Below are 21,295 nucleotides of genomic sequence, written 5' to 3'. Positions count from 1 at the left end.
TATTGATCACCGCTTGTGTAAGAAAACAAACAAGATAGGGAAGTTGATGCGGATAAATCGCAAATATATGTTGACGGCAATTTTGTCAGCGTTGTTGGCGGCAGCTGGGTGTGACCGGCTGGAACACTGGTTTGGCAAAACAGCCAATCAGGGTTTTGTAAAAGAAATACCTGCCGGCACTGATGGTAACAGCAATCAGGTAGCCATGCTGTTGCCTGATTTTACTCGGCTGGTAGACCAGCAGGGTCCCGCCGTGGTAAACATACAGGCCACCCGAGATAACCGCAGCCTTGACGGTGACATTGAAAGCAGCTCCGATACGCTGCCCGATAACGACCCGTTTTACGAATATTTCAAACATCTGTTACCTAATGTGCCTCAGACGCCGCAGACAAATGATGATGAATACAATTTCGGCTCCGGCTTTTTCATAAGCAAGGATGGCTACATTCTCACCAATACACATGTTGTCAATGGCATGAACAACATCAAAGTCCTGCTAAACGATAAACGGGAATTTCAGGCAAAATTGATTGGTGCCGATCCTCAATCTGACGTGGCTTTATTGAAAATCAATGCGGATAATTTGCCAGTTGTGCAGCCTGGCAATCCGAAAGAATTGAAAGTTGGCGAGTGGGTAGCGGCTATTGGTGCACCATTCGGTTTTGACAACAGTGTCACTGCCGGTATCGTTTCTGCCAAAGGGCGTAGCCTGCCAGAAGAGAACTACACCCCATTTATTCAAACAGATGTAGCCATTAATCCGGGCAATTCAGGTGGTCCCCTATTTAACCTAAAAGGTCAGGTAGTTGGTATCAATTCCCAGATATACAGTCGTAGCGGCGGCTTTATGGGTATCTCTTTTGCCATTCCGATAGATGTGGCCATGAATGTGGCTGAACAGCTAAAAACCACCGGTAAAGTACAGCGCGGACGTCTGGGTGTGGTCATTCAGGAAGTGAACTACAATCTGGCCAAATCTTTTGGGCTCAACAAGGCTAATGGCGCGCTGATTACACAGGTAGTAGCTGGCGGACCAGCAGCCAGATCAGGTCTGCAACCCGGTGACATTGTTGAAAGTGTTAATGGAGAAGAACTGGAAACCTCCAGTGATTTACCGGTCAGAGTCGGACTGCTGCCGCCTGGAAAACAAATTATTCTCGGGATATGGCGTAAAGGCCGAAAACAGGATATTAAGGTAACACTGGATAATATGTCACCAGCCATCAGTGCTCCATCTAGTGCAGCCAGCGACATTATGCCTACTGACGGTGATAATTTTTTAGAACAACACCTTGGTCTGGAGCTGCGTGCAAGCAGTAAAGGGCTGGTGATTGAAGATGTTAGCAAATTAGCTGCACAGGTTGATTTACGTCGCGGGGATGTCATTGTCGCTGTTGGTTCAAAATTGGTACACAATGAGAAGGATTTCGAGCAGGCAGTACAGGAAAGCGGAAAAAGTGTCCCTTTACTCATCCGGCGAGCCAATAATACTTTGTATATCGCTTTGATACTGCCTTAAAAGTAAACTAAAAATATTTGGCGGGATAAACCGTCTTGTCCATTCAGTGTGTATACAGGCGTAAAATAATCTATCGACTGACTTTTGTGTTCAGACCGGATTCATTATGTTGTCCTATCATTTTAAATTTTGTTCAAGCTACTAATTCAATTATTAAAGGTTCTGGAATCATTCTATGTTGTCAGCACAACCTCCGGTAACAGCACGCGGCCCGATTATGGCCGATGTGGAAGCTTTTCATCTGAGCGAAGTAGAACGCAGACGTTTAAGCCATCCCGCCATTGGTGGCGTGATTCTATTCCGGCGTAATTATCAGTCTCGTGCACAGCTCACCGCACTTGTAGCCGAAATTAAAGCCCTGCGTACACCCGAGCTCATCGTTGCAGTTGACCATGAAGGGGGGCGGGTACAGCGTTTTATTCCGGAATTTACTCGTTTGCCGGCGATGCGGACACTGGGGCAGTGCTGGGAACAGCATGGCGCGGCCATGGCTGATAAAATGGCTGAAACAGTAGGCTGGGTACTGGCCACAGAATTACGCGCTTGTGGTATCGATTTATCATTTACACCGGTATTGGATCTAGACTGGGGCGAATGTGCAGTGATTGGTAACCGCAGCTTTCATCAGCAACCAGCTGTTGTCAGTTTTCTGGCACTTGCTTTACAGCGTGGCCTGGCTCGTGGCGGCATGGCTACTTGCGGCAAACATTTTCCTGGACACGGTGCCGCCAGCGGAGATAGCCATTTGACTCTTCCTCAGGACAATCGTAACTGGGATGAATTATGGGCTGATGATATTCAGCCGTTTAACGATTTGATTCATCATAGCATGCCAGCACTGATGCCGGCACACGTGGTTTATCCTAAAGTTGACCCTACCGAACCGGCTGGTTTTTCCACACTCTGGCTGCAAGGTGTGCTAAGAGACAAAATGCACTTTGATGGTGTGATTTTTTCAGATGATTTAACTATGGAGGGTGCCAGCATTGCAGGAGATATTCGCCAGCGTGCAGCTCATGCTTTTGCTGCCGGCTGTGATATCGCACTGGTCTGCAACAAACCAGATTGGGTAGATACTTTGTTAAACGATTTTCAGTGGCCAGAAAATAGCCGGCTGGCACAGCGCTGGCAAATGATTGCCGGTAAAGGGAAAGTGGCAGATTTCAAAGCCATCATGCAGACGCCAGAATTTCAGTCAGCACAACAACTGGTTGCTAGCCTCGCTTCCGCGCAAGATATCCTAAACGGCGTGCAAGTTGGCGAAGCCTGTTAATTTTGCTCATTCGATAAAAAAAGCCATAGTCAAACTATGGCTTTTTTATCACTTTGTCTTAATCAGGCATTTTTGAAATCAATTACCATTCGGCCAGTAAACTTACCTGCGGCCATTTCATCGAAAATATCATTGATGTCTTCCAGCGGACGCATGGTTACTTTTGGTACCACTTTGCCTTCAGCACCAAACTGGAATGCTTCACGCAAGTCTTCACGTGTACCCACCAGTGAGCCCACTACCTCAATACCATCAAGTACCAGACGCGGAATATTCAAATCCATGGTGTCTACAGGCAGAGCTACTGCCACAATACGTCCGCCAGCGCGTACAGCAGCAACGGCTGAATTAAACGCAGATTTAGCCACAGCAGTCACCACCGCAGCATATGCGCCGCCTACTTTTTCCTGAATGATTTCTTCAACTTTTTCCTTAGCCGGGTTCAGGGTCATATCCGCACCCATCTCGCGTGCCAATTCCAGTTGTTTTTCATTCACATCAATAGCAATCACTTTGGCATTAAACACATTCTTAGCATATTGCAAAGCCAGATTGCCCAGACCGCCCAAACCATAAATCGCAATCCACTGGCCGGGTTGAATATGAGATACTTTAATTGCCTTGTAAGTGGTCACACCGGCACAGGTAATACTGCTGGCTGCTTCAGAACTCAGACCATCCGGTACCTTCACCGCATAGTCTGCTACCACGATACATTCTTCCGCCATACCACCGTCTACAGTATAGCCGGCGTTTTTAACTTCACGACAGAATGTTTCACGGCCACTATTGCAGTATTCGCAATGCCCACAGCCCTCAAAAAACCAGGCCACACTGGCACGATCGCCTACTTTTAGCGAAGTGACATCTTCACCGACAGCAGTAACCACACCAATGCCTTCATGTCCCAGCGTTACACCAGTCACATCACCAAAATCTGCATTTTTTACATGCAAATCAGTGTGACAAACCCCGCAACATTCCATTTTCAGCAATGCTTCATTGGCTTTCAGCGGACGGACGGCTTTGTCCTGAATGGCCACTTTTTTGTCTTTTGTTACTACGGCTGCTTTCATAATGAACCCTTTTCATCAGTAAAGAAGAAGTGTTTGGCCTGTTAGTTTCTGTTGTCAGAAGTTAGACCGGTAGAACCTAAAAAATCAATCACCAAATAGAATCAATACCAGCGTCAGCATTATCCTGAATGAAAATGACAATCAAATTATTTAACAGCGTGAATTTTCCCCGTCACACCGACTAATTGCCACCTGAATCAGGACTAACGTATAAATTCTCTGGCAGAGATTCTGACAGATGCTCCCTTGCAATACCAGCAGTAAAACTTAAATAATTGTAACTCTAAACAAAGCCTTTGCGTAAGAATAAATTAATGCCAGATACAATATATGTTTAAGAATTCATAGCAGATTTTAAATAATTGATTAATACTAATTCTTATCCTGCTTTAGCATCAGCCAGAACATCTTAAAACCAGCCTAACAGCAATAAACCACGAATTAAGACAACACATCAATTTGCAAATTTAGCCCTTTCAAGCGTAAGCGCTACTTATCCCTTTTGGCAACAGATACGCATACCAGACAGCCGCAGAAACCGTGTTATGATGCAGGCGCCTGAACAAAGTAAACCAAATTCCTCCCTACGAATCATCATGAATACACATATCAGCCGACGCAAACGTGCCCTCAGTGGTGTACTGCTGCTGGACAAAGACAGAGGCATGAGCAGCAACAGCGCTTTACAGCGGGCGCGCTTTTTATATGGTGCCGTCAAAGCCGGACACACTGGTGTACTCGACCCGCTGGCCACCGGTCTACTGCCGGTGTGTTTTGGAGAAGCCACTAAATTTGCCCAGTATCTGCTTGATGCAGACAAAGCTTATACAGCAACATTACAGCTTGGCGTCGCCACCAGTACCGGCGATGCTGAAGGCGAAGTTGTGGCTACAGCCGATACCCACATCACACTAGCACAGGTGCAGTCTGCCATCGCTGCTTTCAATGGTGAAATAACCCAGACACCACCCATGTATTCGGCCATCAAACATCAGGGCAAACCATTGTATGAATATGCACGCGCCGGCATTACCATCGAACGCAAAAGCAGGCAGGTAACCATTTATCAGATTGGTATTGTAGAATTTGCCTATCCTACACTGATTATCAACGTGCGCTGCAGCAAAGGTACCTATATCCGCACTCTAGCTGAAGATATAGCTCAGCATATGGGGACAGTGGCTCATCTGACAGCACTACGTCGTACCGCTACCGCTGGGTTTAGTATCGACCAGACCCATACCCTTGCCGCTATCAGCAGTCTGGATGAATCAAAACGTGATAATTTGCTGCTTCCCAGCGATGTGCTGGTACAACATTTACCGGCAGCCACACTTACCGATAAAGAAATTTTGCAATTGCAGCACGGGATAGCCGTGCATTCCGGACAAAATTATGGCACAATGTGCCCCTTGCGTATTTATGCCGCCAGTGGCCGCTTCATCGGGTTGGTTCAGTATCAGGCTGCCAGCAGCCGTCTCAAAGTACTGCGTCTGATGAGCACCAATGTAGAGAGCTAAATACCTATTTGGAGTTGGCCGTTGTCAGACATCATTGTTAGCTTGGCCAACTTGTCTGCCGAAAGGCTTTTTTAATAGAGTGAATTACATGTTATCTGTTGAACAAAAAGCACAAATCGTAAAAGATTATCAGCGTACCGAAGGCGATACTGGTTCTTCTGAAGTACAAATCGCATTGCTGACCTTCCGTATTAACGACCTTACCGGCCACTTCAAAGCTAATCCTAAAGATCATCACAGCCGCCGTGGTCTATTGAAAATGGTAAGTTCCCGTCGTCGTCTGCTGGCGTATATCCGTCGTACCAAACCGGATACCTACCGCGAGCTGATTGGCCGTCTGGGTCTGCGTAAATAAGCATGCTATGCTGCTAAAAAAGCCGTCTTGATTATAAGACGGCTTTTTTAATTCTATAGTTACTTGTAAAAAATTACCTCCAACCAAAGTCCACCCTGTATTTTGCCATCAATGCAGGCAGTAGGCAGAAAACCACATATACGACTCATCCTGTCTTATCGATGAAACAGACAAGGCCTGTGCTTAGCCTCGTCTGAAACGAAAAAACACAGGCCAATAAAATCAGCCTATTTCATTATATAAATCAGGATTTAAACGTGCATTCTGAGTTTGGCACCAGTCAAGATGGTCTTTACTTAAATGAAAAGCTTTGGCCTGAAACTCTTTCAAACTTTCCTGCTGTTCTATTTTACGCGTATACGAACGCACAAAACGGCGTACCTCATTTGGTGTTTCCAAAATCAGCCCAGGTACAGTTTGCGGCTTACCGGTAGCAGAATCAATCGCCACCATAGTGAAATAACTAGAATTACTGTGGCGAATATCTCCGTTAATCAGATTTTCCGCTTCCACACGGATACCAATCATCATCGATGATTTTCCCACATAATTTACCCGAGCCTTAATGGATACCAGATCTCCCACATAAATAGGCGTACGAAAATTGACTGTATTAATTGCTGCCGTTACTGTTACACAGCGCGCATGCTTACAGGCACAGGCATAGGCCGCCTGATCCATCAGCGCCAGAATACGGCCGCCGAAAATCGTATTATTAGCATTGGTATCTTCCGGATGCATGACCACCGAAAGCAATACATCACTGTCAGTCGGTTTTTTATACAAAAGTTCGGACATAATTATCATTCCCCATAAAAAACAGGTACAGCCAATCCGGTTGAACCAATAAAATTAACATCAATCATATTAATTCTAACATATAACCCAATCCAATTAATATGCGCACAGATTGGTAAAAAGTACGATCAGCATAAATATCCGTTCTTTTCCGCCAAAAAAGACCAAAAATACCTGCAAAAACCGGCTCTACTGGTTAGAAGACATCAGGTTAGAGATAAGCTAAAAAATATATGTTAGAATTTACCCATAATACAAAGCGTATTGAGGGTTATCACAACCCTGTTAATCCCAATCAACCATCATTTGCAAACCTCGCCCGGCCAGAAACCCTACCCATGTGTATGTACAAAGCGTATACATTGTTAGGTTTTTTAGCAGGTGCGACTTTTGCAGAAACTGAAACAGAAAGTTCAGCATGTTCAATAAACACATAAAAACCTTTCAGTATGGAAATCAGACCGTTACTCTTGAAACTGGTGAAATTGCCCGTCAAGCAGCAGGTGCGGTCAAAATTTCTATGGGTGATACCGTAGTACTGGTAGCCGTTACTGCAGCAAAAGAAGTTAAACCCGGACAAGATTTTTTTCCGCTCACCGTAGATTATCTCGAGCGCACTTATGCAGCCGGTAAAATTCCTGGCGGCTTTTTTAAACGGGAAGGCAAACAAAGCGAAAAAGAAATTCTTACCAGCCGCCTGATAGATCGTCCAATACGTCCACTATTTCCTGAAGGTTTTTTCAACGATATTCAGATTGTGGCTATGGTGGTATCCATTGACCCTGAAATCGACTCTGATATACCAGCCATGTTAGGTGCATCCGCAGCTCTACTGCTGACTGGCGTACCATTTGCAGGCCCGATTGGTGCAGCCCGCGTTGGTTACGTAAATGGAGAATACGTACTCAATCCTACTAAAGCACAGTTGGCACAATCTCAGCTAGATCTAGTCGTGGCGGGTACCGAAAAAGCCGTATTAATGGTGGAATCTGAAGCCGATGTACTGTCTGAAGAAACCATGCTTGGTGCCGTAGTTTACGGTCACGACCAAATGCAGGCGGCTATCCGTGCCATTAACGAATTTGCCGATGAAGTTAATCCAGAAATATGGGACTGGCAGCCACCGGCCACCGACGATACACTGATTGCTCGTGTACGCGAACTTGCCGGAGCCACCATTGATGCTGCTTTTAAAATCAAACAGAAGCAGGCACGCACTGCCAAGCTCGACGAAGCTTGGGCCGCAGTAGAAAGCGCATTAATTACCGAAGAAACCGATACACTGCTAGCCAATCAGATTCGGGGAATTTTCAAAGATTTAGAAAAAGAAGTTGTACGTGGACAGATTCTTGAAGGCCAGCCGCGTATTGACGGCCGTGATACCCGTACCGTGCGCCCGATCAACATTCAGACCGGTGTTTTACCCCGTACCCACGGTTCAGCTTTATTCACCCGCGGCGAAACTCAGTCTCTGGCAACAGCCACTCTCGGTACTCAGCGTGACGAACAGATTATTGATGCACTGAGTGGCGAATATACTGACCGCTTCATGTTGCATTACAACTTCCCGCCATACTCTACCGGTGAAGTGGGGCGCATGGGTGCACCAAAACGCCGTGAAATCGGCCATGGCCGTCTGGCTAAACGCGCCTTACTGGCTGTGCTGCCGGATGTGGAAGACTTCAGCTACACCATGCGCGTGGTATCTGAAATCACAGAATCCAACGGTTCATCTTCCATGGCCAGCGTTTGCGCTGGTTGCCTGAGCTTGCTCAATGCCGGTGTCCCACTGAAAAGTCATGTGGCCGGCATTGCCATGGGTTTAATATTAGATGGTAACAAATTTGCCGTTTTGACCGACATTCTTGGCGACGAAGACCACCTCGGCGATATGGATTTCAAAGTGGCCGGTACCACCAACGGCGTTACTGCATTGCAGATGGATATCAAAATCCAAGGTATTACCAAAGAAATCATGCAGATTGCACTGGCACAGGCCAAAGAAGCACGTCTGAAAATTCTGAGCCAGATGCAGGAAGCTGTAGAAGGTCCGCAGGAATTATCTGCCCATGCACCGCGATTATTCACGATGAAAATCCATCAAGACAAAATCCGCGATGTGATTGGTAAAGGCGGCGAAACCATCCGTAACCTTACTGCCGAAACCGGTACCGAAATCAATATTGCCGAAGATGGCACCATTACCATTGCAGCTACTACCAGCGAAGCAGGTGAAGCCGCTAAACGTCGTATTGAAGAAATTACGGCTGAAGTGGAAGTGGGCAAAGTGTACGATGGCACAGTAATCAAGATTTTGGATAACAATGTGGGCGCAATTGTATCTGTTATGCCAGGCAAAGATGGTCTGGTACACATCAGCCAGATTTCCCACGAGCGTGTAAAAAATGTTAGTGACTACCTACAAATTGGTCAGCAGGTAAAAGTAAAAGCTTTAGAAATCGACGACCGCGGCCGTGTGCGTTTGTCCATCAAAGCGCTGCTGGAAAAAGCACCACAGGAAGCCAAACCTGAAGAACACTAAATTCAGTTTTCACCATTCAAACTGCCTTGCATCGCAAGGCAGTTTTTATATGTGGAAAGCTTGTGGATTAGCCAGATTCATCCACCTCATATACCAACCTGTTGAGAACTATAGGCCAGAATACATCTGCTAAATAGTGTTTTTCATTACTGCAGAGCACTCATCCTTGACAGATTGAGAGCCAAACAAGCTGGAATCAAGACACATGGCAAGGAGTTGCTTAAATTTTAAGCAGCGAAATAAAATTTCATTATAACAACTGCCTAAATTAGTTATCCACAGTTTATGTGCAGTAACATCCCAATATTTACAGGAATAATGTGTATTTATTCCCGCCATGACAGCTTTTGATAAACCTGTTTTGAAAAAATAAAGATAATCAGAGAAGCTATTTCTATCGTGTGGATAATTCTAATCAGACTTTCCAATGCGCTATTTCAGAAATTTATTTTCCTGCTAACATCTTCTTAGAGTATAGCAATGCAAGCATACCGTGATTAATCAGTTCCAATAAGTTGATGGCAGACATGATTGCTTAAGCTAAAAAATATCCACTGCTGCCAAAAAATAAAAGCACAACATTCATCCTCTTTAGTTTAAATAAAAAGCATATAGGAATATAATATTACAAAAGAATATCAATTTATCAAGGTAACATCATGGGAAACGGTTTAAAACTAGAAAACATTAAGACTTATTTCATACAGCACCAATTACCACCTTTAGATCAATCTTCAATCATCTATGGCATGATTAATGCCAAAGCTTGGCAATATGCTTTACTATCTGGATTAGCAACTTTATTTATTCGGCATATGCTGATTTATTTTAATGCTGAAAAAATCATTCTCATTGGTCTAACGGCCAACGCCAATTTATCCGAATCCATAACCGTTATTCCGATGACCAAAATTACCAATCTGAGCTACAAAACAGGCTTTTTCAGAGGTGAATTAACGTTTGTTTATGAGCAGCAAAAATACACATTTAAAATTCCAAACTTTATATTAGCCGCCAAATGGCAAAAAAATAATCTGAAAAATATACTGCAACGTTACATCATCAGCGCCTCCTAAGCTGATAGCATTCAGTTAGCAGATACGCTGCTCACTATTAATAATTTCATGTTGTGAATGAAGAGTGCGGATACATAGCTATCAGTACTTACTTAGCACACATAAAAAACATCTCAGTACGCCAAAAATCTTTTTTATGGCTATCCGCTGCAAAAACGCAAAACAGACGCGTCACAGACATTAACAACGGTCTATAATGCTGGTTTTCAGCGCGCAGAGATAAAAAATGCAGCATATCCACGTTATCGGAATTGGCGGCACATTTATGGGAGGCCTTGCTGCCATTGCCAAACAGGCTGGCTACCGCGTTACCGGTTGTGATGCCAAAATGTATCCGCCTATGAGTACCCAGCTGGCTGATTTAGGTATAGATGTGGTAGAAGGATTTGAAGCAGCACAGCTGGATAACTATCCGGCAGATATCTACGTCATCGGCAATGTTGCCCGTCGCGGCATGCCGGTGGTCGAAGCCATTCTCAATCGTAATCTGCCTTATACCTCAGGGCCACAATGGCTTGCTGAAAACATATTGCAACAGCACTGGGTATTAGCCGTAGCCGGCACCCATGGGAAAACCACCACTGCCAGCATGTTGGCCTGGGTACTAGAAGAAGCCGGTCTTGCGCCTGGTTTTCTGATAGGCGGCGTACCACAGAATTTTGCTGTGTCTGCCAGACTGCCACAAATTCCACCGGCTACACAGGCTGATAGCCGCGCCGAAACCAGCCCGTTTTTTGTAATAGAGGCCGACGAATACGATACCGCATTTTTTGATAAACGCAGTAAATTCGTTCATTATCACCCGCGTACCGCCATTCTCAATAATCTGGAATATGATCACGCCGATATATTTCCTGATTTGTCTGCCATCCAGACTCAGTTTCACCATCTAGTACGTACCATCCCCAGCGAAGGACTAATTGTAGTCAACGATGAATCCCAAGCATTATCCGAAGTATTACAACAAGGCTGCTGGTCTCAAGTAGAAGGCTTTGGCTCTGGTAGCGACTGGCAGGTAGGCGAAGTGTCTAAAACAGGTGGTTTCGATGTGCTTTTTCAGAAGCAGAAAGTCGGGCATATCGAATGGCAACTGCTTGGACAGCATAACCGCATGAATGCGCTGGCTGTCATTGCTGCCGCTCGCCATGTAGGTGTGACCGTAGAGCAATCATGCACCGCACTTTCACGTTTTCAGAATGTCAAACGACGCATGGAAATCAAGGGCGTCGTCAACAATATTACCGTATATGATGATTTTGCTCATCATCCCACCGCAATTGCGACCACCATTGCTGGCTTACGCCAGAAAGTCACTGGTGCCCGTATTTTGGCCGTATTGGAGCCGCGTTCTAATACCATGAAACTGGGTACTATGAAAGCAGCATTGCCCAGCAGTTTGGCCGAGGCCGATAAAGTATACTGCTATGCCGGTGGTGTGGATTGGGATGTAGCAACAGCATTAAGTCCGTTGCAAAATAAAGTGGAAGTATTTCAGGATATGCCGTCACTAATCGCTGCCATTGTAGAAGAAGCTAAGCAGGGTGATCATATTCTGGTCATGAGCAACGGCAGCTTTGGTGGTATCCATCAACAGCTACTAACTAAACTAGCAAATAAATAGCTGATTAATCATCATTGGTAAAGCAAACCAAAACCAAAAAAATATAACTATTCTCAGTTTGTTAAACCGGTTGCTCTCATATGGGTAGCCGGCTTTAATTATTTTTATTTAGGCAGAATATTCAAACAGCTCATACCAATTCACAATTGTTAGCGTACAGCAGACACTCAATTGCTGCCGATAAAAAGTTTATCATTCAGGATGCTTCATCTACCATGGCTTTAGCTAACTCAGTATGGTTCATCTTGCCATATGTACTAAGCCAGTCACGGGCAGCTTCGCGCTGATCGCAGCTTTTGGCTGCTTCTGTTTGAACTGTATTCATCTCGGTATAGGTCAGTTGTGCCAGATACTGACAATTCAGCACTTGTGTAAACGAAGCTGGTGCAGCCATGGCACCGGCCGGAGTAGGGCGAAAATTGCCCAGTAATAACAATACAGCCACCAACCCGACAGTCTTCAACACATTCATGATTGACTCCGTAAATTAGATAAATCTAATAATTTATTTATTTTTTGCTATATTACTTAGAAAAAAATAAATAAACAACCTAAAAATTTCTTGAAAATTAATTTACTATTTATTTTTTTAAAATTGTTGTATAATAAAAACAAATTTAATAACGTTATTTCTAATAATTGCTGGAGTTTGTGCATGCAAACATTTAAGGATCGTCTGGCTTCGCTCTGGCCAGGGGAGCGCCAATCCAAAATTGCCACAGACATAGATATGACCATGGCCGGATTCAGCCGAATCTGGCATGAAGGCGGTCTACCTAAAGCAGAAACCCTGAAACGCATCAAAGAATTGAAGGGATGCAGTATCGACTGGCTGCTCACCGGAGAAGGAGAGCCTTTTCCCGAACAGCCTACACAGGCGGCACACGATACACTAGGTAATCCAGTGAATGCTGATGACTTTGTCTATGTGCCGCGTTATGCCATTGAAGCTGCTGCCGGACACGGTAGTCTAGTGGATAACGAAAAACCGATGTTTACCATGGCGTTTCGCAAGGACTGGATAAACGCAATGATTAGCCCCGAAGTGAGCGGCTTATCAGTTATATCGGTTAAAGGCGACTCCATGGAAGGCGTATTAAATGATGGCGATACCATATTGGTGCAGCAAATGAATCATATCCGCCGTGATGGCTTGTATGTATTGCGTATCAACGACAACTTATTGGTAAAACGTCTGCAGCTGATGCCGGGAAATGTTGTAAATGTGATTTCTGCCAACGAAGCCTATCCAAGTTTCGAAATAAGGCTGGATAGCGAAAGTGACGATGTGCAGATTATTGGCAAAGTTTTATGGTTTGGCCGCTATCTATAATATTGTGCAGAGCAGATATTAAATTAATGTTTTTATAATTCTACCTCGCTAAGATATTGAATCTCTGCGTATAAGCCAGACTAATTTAGCCCACTACCAATGTGCTATCTGAATCCATAAAAAAACCGTCTGAATGGCAGAATTCAGACGGTTTTTTTATATTTGGATAAATCTAGATTATTTTGGACTTTTATAAATACTACCATCCGCGAGTAACCATTCAGGCTCTGCACCTTTATCAATCACATCCTGATTTACCACTACCTTTTTCACATCGGTTAAATCCGGCAGAGCATACATTGTATTCAGCAATGCCTTTTCCACAATGGAGCGCAGGCCACGTGCACCAGTTTTACGCGCCATAGCCAGTTTGGCAATTGCTTGCAGGGCGGAAGGCTGTACTTGTAATTCCACACCTTCCATAGCAAATAATGCCTGAAACTGCTTGATTAAAGCATTTTTCGGTTCGGTCAGAATATTAATCAAAGCATCTTCATCCAGTTCAGCCAGCGTAGCAATCACCGGCAAACGGCCAATCAGCTCAGGAATCAACCCGAATTTAATCAGATCTTCTGGTTCCACAGTCTGAAATAACTCACTGACATTGGTATTTTCATCTTTACTGTGTACCGCCGCACCAAAACCAATACCACCTTTTTCTGTGCGCTGACGAATTACCTTTTCCAGACCGGCAAATGCACCACCACAAATAAACAGAATATTCGTGGTATCAACATTAATGAATTCCTGATTAGGATGCTTACGGCCGCCTTGTGGCGGTACTGAAGCCACCGTACCTTCCACCAATTTAAGCAATGCCTGTTGTACGCCTTCCCCAGATACATCCCGAGTAATAGAAGGATTATCACTTTTGCGAGAAATCTTATCGATTTCATCAATATATACAATACCTCTTTGCGCTTTCTGTACATCAAAATCGCATTTGCTTAGCAATTTAGTAATAATCTGTTCTACATCCTCACCCACATAGCCGGCCTCAGTAAGGGTTGTGGCATCTGCCATCACAAACGGCACATCAAGCTTACGAGCCAACGTTTGTGCTAGCAGCGTTTTACCGGAGCCGGTTGGTCCAATCAGAAGAATATTGGATTTAGACAGCTCTACCTGTCCTTCTTCTTTGCCAAAACGCAAGCGTTTATAATGATTGTATACAGCCACGGCCAGTGATTTTTTGGCCGTTTCCTGTCCAATTACATATTGATCCAGATTCGCCACAATTTCCGCCGGTGTTGGCAGCTTGTCTAGGCCGCTGTCGGTATCAGTACCTGCCGGCTTAAATTTTTCTGCAGAAGAAGCACCTGCATTATGTAGCATGTCGTTGCATGTATCCACGCATTCATTACAGATTAATGCGTTGTCACCTTCAATCAGATTTTTAACTTCGTTTTCCGGTTTCCCGCAAAAAGAACAATAACGAATTTCTTTACTCATAAACAGGTTTTCATCAGAAAAAAGAGCTTATAGCGAAAGCCGATCCAGATGTCTAAAGCGCAAATTGCCCAGATCCGGCCAAAAAACGAGTATATAATGTTATTAGCTTGATATCAAACCAAATGCTGATGTTGTTTTATCCACTTGCGAAATCAGTTTAGCAATGCAAAACTAATTAAAATATCGTTTATAAACAGCTTTTAAACAATTAAATTGGCTCAGAAAATACCGGCCGTGATTGAAATTGCCTTATAATCAATAAGAGAAACAAAATTTCGTACTGATAATTTGTACGTTTAAACACGCCTCTCAACCATAGGTGTAGCCTAGCCGCACCTTTCGTACATTCAGAATAAGCAACTAATAGAGAATTATATAACCCTCACACAGGGTCAAAAAGGAAGTTATCATGTCACGTTTATCTTGTCTGCGTCGCTGGCAGTGGGTAAGCTTGTTAAGCAGTAGCCTGTTTTTTGCCGTACCTACGGTAGCCGGTGATCTAGATGTTCTCGGCAGATTTATCGAACAAAAACAGGCCGGTGGCCAGTCTGACACCCTCAGCTCATTTATCAGTAACCACCCAGATGCCAATCTGGAAGCTCGCGCACAAATTGCCGGTCCTTTATTAAGTTCACAATCGGCCTTGATTATGAACAATCAGACCGGAGAAATCCTTTATCAAAAAAATATTAATCAAGTTCGTTCCATTGCTTCCATATCCAAGCTCCTCTCCGCCATGGTGGTGCTGGATGCCAATCAGAATATGAACGAGCCGATTACCATCACCGATGCTGAAATAGACCGGCTGAAAAACTCCACCAGCCGTCTATCTGTTGGCACAGTGATGACGCGGCGCGAATTGCTCCACATCGGACTGATGAGCAGTGAAAATCGTGCTATCCATGCGCTGGCACGCACTTATCCAGGAGGAATGCCGGCATTTGTAGAAGCCATGAATCGCAAAGCAGCCGAGCTGGGTATGAATAATGCACGTTTCTACGAACCAACCGGCCTCGACCCGCGTAATCAGGCTACTGCACGCGATCTGGCATTGTTGGTACGCGGCGCCAGCCAATATCCGCTTATCAGACAATATTCCACTGATAATTCCGGCTCAGTTTATACCAGTAATGGCCGCGTAGAGCAGTATCACAATTCCAACGCACTGGTACGTGAAGGTGTATGGCCGATTGCTCTACAGAAAACTGGCTATATCCGTGAAGCTGGCCGCTCCATGGTGCTGCTCACCAGTGTGCAAAATCAACCCGTGACCATCGTGCTGCTTAATTCTCCAAGCTCCACCACTCGTGTTAGTGACGCTCGTGCGTTACGTTCATGGGCGATGCAGCAGTCTCTCTGATTACTGTACTAACATTGATTACCCCGTTAGCGATAACGGGGTTTTTGTTATCTTGCCGGTAAACCTTACTGCTGAGTAGCTTAGACAACACAGCAGAACGTGCTAACATTAGAGCAAACACCGGAATCAATTCTGAAACAGACAACAGGGAAAGGTACAGATATGGCTATATTAATTACAGGTGCTTCTGCCGGTTTTGGTGCCGAAATGTGTCGGGTAATGGTTCGTGCCGGATATCAAGTTATCGGTGCGGCGAGGCGGCTGGAAAAACTACACCAATTACAAGCCGAGCTGGGTACCACCTTTTTACCCCTGCACATGGATGTTGCCGACAAACAAAGTGTAGATAACGCGCTGGCCTCCCTGCAAGGCACATGGGCAGATATCGATTTATTGGTGAATAATGCGGGTCTGGCATTGGGTATGGAGCCCGCTCAGGAAGCAAACTATGCCGACTGGGAAACCATGATTCATACCAATATTCTTGGTTTAACCTATGTTACCCGTCAGATACTGCCACGCATGGTAGCCAAAAATGCCGGTTATATCATCAACCTTGGCTCAACTGCTGGTTCTTGGCCGTATAAAGGCGGCAATGTTTATGGTGCCACCAAAGCTTTTGTGCGCCAGTTCAGCCTCAATCTACGTACCGATCTGGCCGGTACCCGCATACGTGTCACCAATATCGCCCCAGGCCTGTGTGGCGATACTGAATTTTCTAATGTCCGTTTTCGCGGCGATGAGCAGCAAGCTGCGGCTGTATACGAACACATCAGCTATCTGCAACCAGCAGACATCGCCAATACCGTGTTATGGCTCTATCAGACACCAGCTCATATGAATGTAAACCACATTGAAATTATGCCTGTAGCACAAACATTTGCCGGCCTAAGTGTAACCCGTGATTTGGATTGAGGCTGATTAGAATGAGTAGTAAGACCGTGTGGCAGTCCAAAGCTGAAGAAAAAGCCCGCATCATTGCTCAATGTGTCCAGCACAGCGTCACCATCACCCAATTGCGCGAACAGGTTCTGGATATTGTATTAAACATGAGCGGTGTCATTAAAGCTTATCAAGTACTGACACACATGCAGCAACACAGCAGCAGCACCATCGCTCCGCCAACTGCCTATCGCGCATTAGACTTTTGGGCAGAGCAGGGTGTATTGCATAAAATACCAGCGGTAAACGGTTATATTCTCTGTCGCCATGTGCAGCATGAATGTAATAGTGATTGTCATGAAGATGACATCCACCACAACGATTTTGTACTGGTTTGCAACCAGTGCGGTACTGTGGATGAACAAAGCCTGAGCTCTGAATGGGCAGCTCTACGCCGGCGTGCAGCCGACAATGGTTTCATATTGAATGATGAACACATCGTACTTACCGGAATCTGCCGGCATTGCCAGCTAAAGCCAGCTTAAAATAGCTTCCAAAATTCAATCTGTATTTTGCCTGCCTGATATTCTAAATTTCAGGCTGTGCTGAATTTTTCGCGATATTTCAAACAAGCAATATATTCAGTCTCGCCAAAGTGCCTGCACTCTCTAGAAACCATAATAAACCATTAGATTGCCATTACCCCAGCAGCTATCCCTGATATTTAAAAGGCTTAATAGATGTAAACAGCTTCTTCAAGTTATCTTCGACATCTTTAATATCATCCAAATAAAGAATCCATAGTTTTTTCCGTGCGCGAGAGCAGGCGGTATAAAACAGATTACGGCTATTCTCCAATTTTCTGGTTTCCTCTTCCGTATACGTTTGTTCCGGCTCTAGAGACAGACTGGCAAAAAAATTTTAAAATTATTTTTATTGTTTCTCCTAAGGTTATATCCCAAGATTATTGCTACATTGTCATATTTTTATCTTGGTGCCATCATACGTTTTGTATTGAAATGTTTGCAGCTTATCGTGCTCATTGTTGAAAAGTCATCCATTGTTGTCATAAATCTAAGCCACTGTTCAGAATCTTTTTTATAGCTGAGTTTCTCTTGTTGATTTTTTATCTATTTGTTTATCTGTTAGTTTTACATCGGGCTTGGTTTTTGCTTCTATCCAAACATTTCTTCATGCAGCAGGCCATCAGTATAGCCCTCAATTGTTTTTACGTAATTTATTGATTCTATGCTGGAGAAAATACTTTAACGACTCAATTAGTATGTAGGTTTTATCAGCACACCCACCAGCTTGAATAATATAACTGTCAAAATTATCAATGGCTCTAAATATTTTCTGATGTATTTTTTATTGTTCGTCGTAATTGGTTTTCAAACACATTTTTATCCTCTTAATTTTTATTAAGTTAATTATTCAGTTAATTCAAACCATCCAGAATATATATTTAGATAATGCTTTTATATTCGATAATGAATCTGTGTCTATAGTAATGATGGTGAAAGTAGCGCACTGTCAAATTTGGTATTGCTTTATTTATATTAATTTTTAGCTGTAATTGAAACAAACTTTCAATATGAATCTGTTCGTTTGAATAAGGATTTTAAATAATTTTGAGAAAGCTGTTTCTAGTAATGTAATAATACTCAAATTTGTTGTAGTTTGTTTGAATAATTACCTCTTCAGCAGCCGGAAAGGCACTTCATTGACAAGATGATAATCTAGTAGAGTTTTAGCAAAAATTCCTCTTTTTTATAATAGTAATGAATAAAGAATTATTATTTTGTATTAATGACAATTTCTAGTGACAGAATAAACTAAAAGTAAAAAATTGAACAGATTTTAAAATTAACTAATAATATTAATATATTAATTAAAATAGGTATGACAAAAATTTATTCATGTGTTTAATCTAATTTAAAAATTTATTTGCCAGTCAAATATCTTAAAAAAATTTGCATGTAAAATAAGTTGAGGCTATAAATAATTTTCATTCAACAGTTCTGGCAGCAGCATTCAGTTTAAGGAGATACATATGAACAACATCTCAGTGGGCATTGTGCAGATGGTTTCTGGCACGAACGTGGCGGAAAATATTCAGTCTATGCAGCGTCTGGTGCGGCAAGCTGCGGCTGCTGGGGCTGAGTGGGTAGTGTTACCAGAGTACTGGCCCATTATGGGGCAGAATGATACTGATAAGGTGAAGGTGGCTGAAGTATTTGGCGATGGACCGTTGCAAACCGCTTTAAAATCGCTGGCCGCTGAATTGGGTATCGTGCTCTTTGGCGGTACTATACCATTACAAAGCACAGATAAAGCCAAAGTGCTTAACACTATGATGGTATATGGCCGCGCCGGTGAGCTGCTTGGCTTTTATCATAAAATGCACCTGTTTGGATTTGTGGGTGCCAATGAAAGTTATGCAGAAGCCGATACGATTTTGCGTGGCATGGATGTGCCGCAGTTAAAAGTAGATGATGTTTCCGTAGCTCAAGGTATTTGTTACGATTTACGTTTTCCTGAATTCTTCCGTGCTCAACTGCCTTTTGATGTACTTGTACTGCCCGCTGCTTTTACCTATACCACCGGTAAAGCGCACTGGCATACGCTATTAACCGCACGTGCAATTGAAAATCAATGCTATCTTCTCGCATCAGCACAAGGTGGCACACATCAAAACGGCCGCCGTACCTTTGGTCACAGCATGATCATTAATCCATGGGGCGAAGTGCTGGCCTGTTTGCCGGAAGGTGAGGGTGTGATTACCGCTGAGTTGGATAATGATTTTCTGCAATCAGTACGCAGTAAATTACCGGCTCTCCAGCATCGCATATTGTAATCAGGAATGATTTGGTTCAATAAAAATAGCAAGCTTAGCACTGGAACTGACGAATTTGATAGACGTTTTGTCTAAATAATCAAATCTGTAATCATTTAAACAGGACAACAGCAATCATTACTTGTCCAAAAAAGAGAATCATGGCATGATTATCGATTAAATTTTGACTATATAAAGTTAAATGTTGAATTTTCTATCAAATTTTGATTTAGGAAGCAGTGGGCAGTTATGAGTGGTGGAACTAAGAAAAAATCGCATTCGCAATGGAGCTCGCGGATGGGCTTTATGCTTGCCGCAGCAGGTTCGGCAGTGGGTCTGGGCAATATCTGGAAATTTCCTTACATGGCTGGACAGATGGGTGGTTCTGCCTTTGTGCTGACCTATCTGATTTGTATGTTTATCATTGGCCTGCCGATTCTGGTTGCGGAATGGTTGATTGGTCGCCGCGGTCAGAAAAATCCGATTCATACCATGGAAGATGTAGCTGCTGCTGAAGGGCGTTCTAAATCATGGCGCTGGGTAGGGATTATCGGCGTTTTAGGCTCATTCTTGATTCTGTCTTTCTATAGCGTGATTGGCGGCTGGGCTACCGATTATATCTTTCTGGCCGGTAGTGGTACCTTTAAAGGACTGCATGGCGATGGTACCAGTCTGGTATTTCAGCAATTTCTGGGTAGTGTAAGCCATCTGCTTACATGGCATACAGTGTTTATGTTTGCAACTGCATTGATTGTTGCCATGGGTGTGGGAGCCGGTCTGGAGCGTTCTTGTAAAATCATGATGCCGGGGTTGGGCGTTTTGTTGATTGGTCTGGTGATTTATGCGGCGGTTGTCAGTGGCCCTTCCTTTGGTAGAGCATTCACTTTCCTGTTTACCCCAAATTGGTCCGCAATTACCGGAAAAGCAGTGTTAGCGGCTCTTGGCCATGCCTTTTTCAGTTTATCGCTTGGTATGGGAATTATGATGGCCTACGGCTCCTATCTTGGCAAAGATGTTAATCTGATTTCTACTGCTCGTACTGTGGTGATTCTGGACGTTATCGTTGCCATGTTGTCGGGCATGGCCATTTTTCCTCTTGTATTTGCCAATGGTTTGCAACCGGGCGAAGGCCCTGGCCTTATCTTTGTTACTTTACCAATTGCTTTCGGTAATATGGCTGGCGGTACTATCATCGGTATTCTGTTCTTTATTTTTCTCACTTTTGCAGCACTGACATCTTCAATTTCATTACTGGAACCAACAGTCGAACTGTTGGAAGAAAAAACGCACCTAGGCCGTAAATCCGCCACTCTGGTAAGTAGCGTGGTTATCTGGGCATTGGGTATTGCCTGTCTGTTGTCTTTTAATGAATGGCAGGATGTAACTATTTTCGGTAAAAATATTTTTGACTGCTTAGATTACCTCACCAGTAAACTGATGTTGCCATTAACTGGTCTGGGTACCATTATTTTTGCTGGCTGGATGATGAAACAGGAAACCATCCGGCAAGAACTGAATTTAAGTCCAGTAATATTTGCTGGGTGGAAATTTTTATGCCGAATCGTTATTCCAGTGGCAGTGATTGCTATTCTGATTTACGGATTTATGTAATCTTGGTATAATTCTTATTAGAATATAGGTTTATCACC

General features: G+C 43.8%; 17 protein-coding genes. 13 read left to right on the top strand and 4 right to left on the bottom strand.

The features are described from left to right. The first annotated feature begins 46 nt into the window (after window positions 1-46). Complete coding sequence (locus J3U67_RS07025; protein ID WP_370387874.1) at window positions 47-1,522, top strand: DegQ family serine endoprotease; 1,476 nt, start codon at window positions 47-49, stop codon at window positions 1,520-1,522. A gap of 175 nt (window positions 1,523-1,697) precedes the next feature. After that, complete coding sequence (nagZ, locus tag J3U67_RS07020; protein ID WP_267404510.1) at window positions 1,698-2,795, top strand: beta-N-acetylhexosaminidase; 1,098 nt, start codon at window positions 1,698-1,700, stop codon at window positions 2,793-2,795. A 62-nt stretch (window positions 2,796-2,857) separates the two neighbouring features. On the opposite strand, the gene adhP is transcribed toward nagZ, so the two are convergent. Next, window positions 2,858-3,871: an alcohol dehydrogenase AdhP gene (adhP, locus tag J3U67_RS07015; protein ID WP_267404508.1), complete on the bottom strand. Its 1,014-nt coding sequence runs from the start codon at window positions 3,869-3,871 to the stop codon at window positions 2,858-2,860. A 596-nt stretch (window positions 3,872-4,467) separates the two neighbouring features. On the opposite strand from adhP, the gene truB reads away from it, so the two are divergent. Together truB and rpsO are read left to right on the top strand one after the other, a co-directional pair. Beyond that, complete coding sequence (truB, locus tag J3U67_RS07010) at window positions 4,468-5,391, top strand: tRNA pseudouridine(55) synthase TruB (RefSeq protein ID WP_267404701.1); 924 nt, start codon at window positions 4,468-4,470, stop codon at window positions 5,389-5,391. An 88-nt stretch (window positions 5,392-5,479) separates the two neighbouring features. Beyond that, window positions 5,480-5,746, top strand: coding sequence for a 30S ribosomal protein S15 (gene rpsO, locus J3U67_RS07005; RefSeq protein WP_100139845.1), 267 nt, complete (start codon window positions 5,480-5,482; stop codon window positions 5,744-5,746). Window positions 5,747-5,968: 222 nt separating this feature from the next. Here rpsO and J3U67_RS07000 read toward each other — a convergent pair whose 3' ends face one another. Then, a complete protein-coding gene (locus J3U67_RS07000; RefSeq protein WP_180295869.1) occupies window positions 5,969-6,544 on the bottom strand; it encodes an acyl-CoA thioesterase in 576 nt (191 codons plus the stop codon). A 418-nt stretch (window positions 6,545-6,962) separates the two neighbouring features. Between J3U67_RS07000 and pnp the strand changes: the two genes are divergently transcribed. From pnp to mpl, 3 genes are all read left to right on the top strand, one after another. Then, complete coding sequence (pnp, locus tag J3U67_RS06995; protein ID WP_267404506.1) at window positions 6,963-9,086, top strand: polyribonucleotide nucleotidyltransferase; 2,124 nt, start codon at window positions 6,963-6,965, stop codon at window positions 9,084-9,086. A 659-nt stretch (window positions 9,087-9,745) separates the two neighbouring features. Then, on the top strand, window positions 9,746-10,162 hold the full coding sequence (locus J3U67_RS06990; protein WP_267404504.1) for a hypothetical protein: 417 nt from the start codon (window positions 9,746-9,748) through the stop codon (window positions 10,160-10,162). Between the two features lie 226 nt (window positions 10,163-10,388). Further along, a complete protein-coding gene (mpl, locus tag J3U67_RS06985) occupies window positions 10,389-11,783 on the top strand; it encodes a UDP-N-acetylmuramate:L-alanyl-gamma-D-glutamyl-meso-diaminopimelate ligase (protein WP_267404502.1) in 1,395 nt (464 codons plus the stop codon). 196 nt (window positions 11,784-11,979) lie between these two features. On the opposite strand, the gene J3U67_RS06980 is transcribed toward mpl, so the two are convergent. Continuing rightward, window positions 11,980-12,255 carry a hypothetical protein gene (locus J3U67_RS06980; RefSeq protein ID WP_100139850.1) on the bottom strand — a complete coding sequence of 92 codons (276 nt, stop codon included), beginning with the start codon at window positions 12,253-12,255 and terminating at the stop codon, window positions 11,980-11,982. Window positions 12,256-12,438: 183 nt separating this feature from the next. Between J3U67_RS06980 and J3U67_RS06975 the strand changes: the two genes are divergently transcribed. Beyond that, window positions 12,439-13,116, top strand: a complete 678-nt coding sequence (locus J3U67_RS06975; RefSeq protein ID WP_100139851.1) for a S24 family peptidase — start codon at window positions 12,439-12,441, stop codon at window positions 13,114-13,116. A gap of 177 nt (window positions 13,117-13,293) precedes the next feature. Here J3U67_RS06975 and clpX read toward each other — a convergent pair whose 3' ends face one another. Then, window positions 13,294-14,568: an ATP-dependent Clp protease ATP-binding subunit ClpX gene (gene clpX / locus J3U67_RS06970; RefSeq protein WP_267404499.1), complete on the bottom strand. Its 1,275-nt coding sequence runs from the start codon at window positions 14,566-14,568 to the stop codon at window positions 13,294-13,296. 409 nt (window positions 14,569-14,977) lie between these two features. Between clpX and J3U67_RS06965 the strand changes: the two genes are divergently transcribed. From J3U67_RS06965 to J3U67_RS06945, 5 genes are all read left to right on the top strand, one after another. Continuing rightward, window positions 14,978-15,928 (top strand): D-alanyl-D-alanine carboxypeptidase family protein, encoded by a 951-nt coding sequence (locus J3U67_RS06965; RefSeq protein ID WP_100139853.1) that lies wholly within the window; start codon window positions 14,978-14,980, stop codon window positions 15,926-15,928. 162 nt (window positions 15,929-16,090) lie between these two features. Further along, a complete protein-coding gene (locus J3U67_RS06960) occupies window positions 16,091-16,843 on the top strand; it encodes an SDR family oxidoreductase (protein ID WP_100152321.1) in 753 nt (250 codons plus the stop codon). An 11-nt stretch (window positions 16,844-16,854) separates the two neighbouring features. Further along, entirely contained in the window at window positions 16,855-17,355 is a 501-nt protein-coding gene (locus tag J3U67_RS06955) for a Fur family transcriptional regulator (protein WP_267404497.1), read from the top strand. A 1,508-nt stretch (window positions 17,356-18,863) separates the two neighbouring features. Further along, window positions 18,864-19,667 (top strand): carbon-nitrogen hydrolase family protein, encoded by an 804-nt coding sequence (locus J3U67_RS06950; RefSeq protein ID WP_267404495.1) that lies wholly within the window; start codon window positions 18,864-18,866, stop codon window positions 19,665-19,667. 228 nt (window positions 19,668-19,895) lie between these two features. Further along, window positions 19,896-21,257, top strand: a complete 1,362-nt coding sequence (locus J3U67_RS06945; protein WP_267391195.1) for a sodium-dependent transporter — start codon at window positions 19,896-19,898, stop codon at window positions 21,255-21,257. Window positions 21,258-21,295: the final 38 nt, after the last annotated feature.

This window comes from Snodgrassella sp. B3837 (genome assembly GCF_026535955.1).
Taxonomy (GTDB): Bacteria; Pseudomonadota; Gammaproteobacteria; order Burkholderiales; family Neisseriaceae; genus Snodgrassella; species Snodgrassella alvi_E.
Note: the sequence above shows the minus strand (reverse complement) of the source record. Positions and strands in the feature narration are given on the sequence as shown.

What these genes read in the sequence shown, in the direction of transcription:
- J3U67_RS07025 (WP_370387874.1), top strand. Translation starts at nt 47, where the DNA reads ATGCGGATAAATCGCAAATATATGTTGACGGCAATTTTGTCAGCGTTG.
- nagZ (WP_267404510.1), top strand. Translation starts at nt 1,698, where the DNA reads ATGTTGTCAGCACAACCTCCGGTAACAGCACGCGGCCCGATTATGGCC.
- adhP (WP_267404508.1), bottom strand. Translation starts at nt 3,871, where the DNA reads ATGAAAGCAGCCGTAGTAACAAAAGACAAAAAAGTGGCCATTCAGGAC.
- truB (WP_267404701.1), top strand. Translation starts at nt 4,468, where the DNA reads ATGAATACACATATCAGCCGACGCAAACGTGCCCTCAGTGGTGTACTG.
- rpsO (WP_100139845.1), top strand. Translation starts at nt 5,480, where the DNA reads ATGTTATCTGTTGAACAAAAAGCACAAATCGTAAAAGATTATCAGCGT.
- J3U67_RS07000 (WP_180295869.1), bottom strand. Translation starts at nt 6,544, where the DNA reads ATGTCCGAACTTTTGTATAAAAAACCGACTGACAGTGATGTATTGCTT.
- pnp (WP_267404506.1), top strand. Translation starts at nt 6,963, where the DNA reads ATGTTCAATAAACACATAAAAACCTTTCAGTATGGAAATCAGACCGTT.
- J3U67_RS06990 (WP_267404504.1), top strand. Translation starts at nt 9,746, where the DNA reads ATGGGAAACGGTTTAAAACTAGAAAACATTAAGACTTATTTCATACAG.
- mpl (WP_267404502.1), top strand. Translation starts at nt 10,389, where the DNA reads ATGCAGCATATCCACGTTATCGGAATTGGCGGCACATTTATGGGAGGC.
- J3U67_RS06980 (WP_100139850.1), bottom strand. Translation starts at nt 12,255, where the DNA reads ATGAATGTGTTGAAGACTGTCGGGTTGGTGGCTGTATTGTTATTACTG.
- J3U67_RS06975 (WP_100139851.1), top strand. Translation starts at nt 12,439, where the DNA reads ATGCAAACATTTAAGGATCGTCTGGCTTCGCTCTGGCCAGGGGAGCGC.
- clpX (WP_267404499.1), bottom strand. Translation starts at nt 14,568, where the DNA reads ATGAGTAAAGAAATTCGTTATTGTTCTTTTTGCGGGAAACCGGAAAAC.
- J3U67_RS06965 (WP_100139853.1), top strand. Translation starts at nt 14,978, where the DNA reads ATGTCACGTTTATCTTGTCTGCGTCGCTGGCAGTGGGTAAGCTTGTTA.
- J3U67_RS06960 (WP_100152321.1), top strand. Translation starts at nt 16,091, where the DNA reads ATGGCTATATTAATTACAGGTGCTTCTGCCGGTTTTGGTGCCGAAATG.
- J3U67_RS06955 (WP_267404497.1), top strand. Translation starts at nt 16,855, where the DNA reads ATGAGTAGTAAGACCGTGTGGCAGTCCAAAGCTGAAGAAAAAGCCCGC.
- J3U67_RS06950 (WP_267404495.1), top strand. Translation starts at nt 18,864, where the DNA reads ATGAACAACATCTCAGTGGGCATTGTGCAGATGGTTTCTGGCACGAAC.
- J3U67_RS06945 (WP_267391195.1), top strand. Translation starts at nt 19,896, where the DNA reads ATGAGTGGTGGAACTAAGAAAAAATCGCATTCGCAATGGAGCTCGCGG.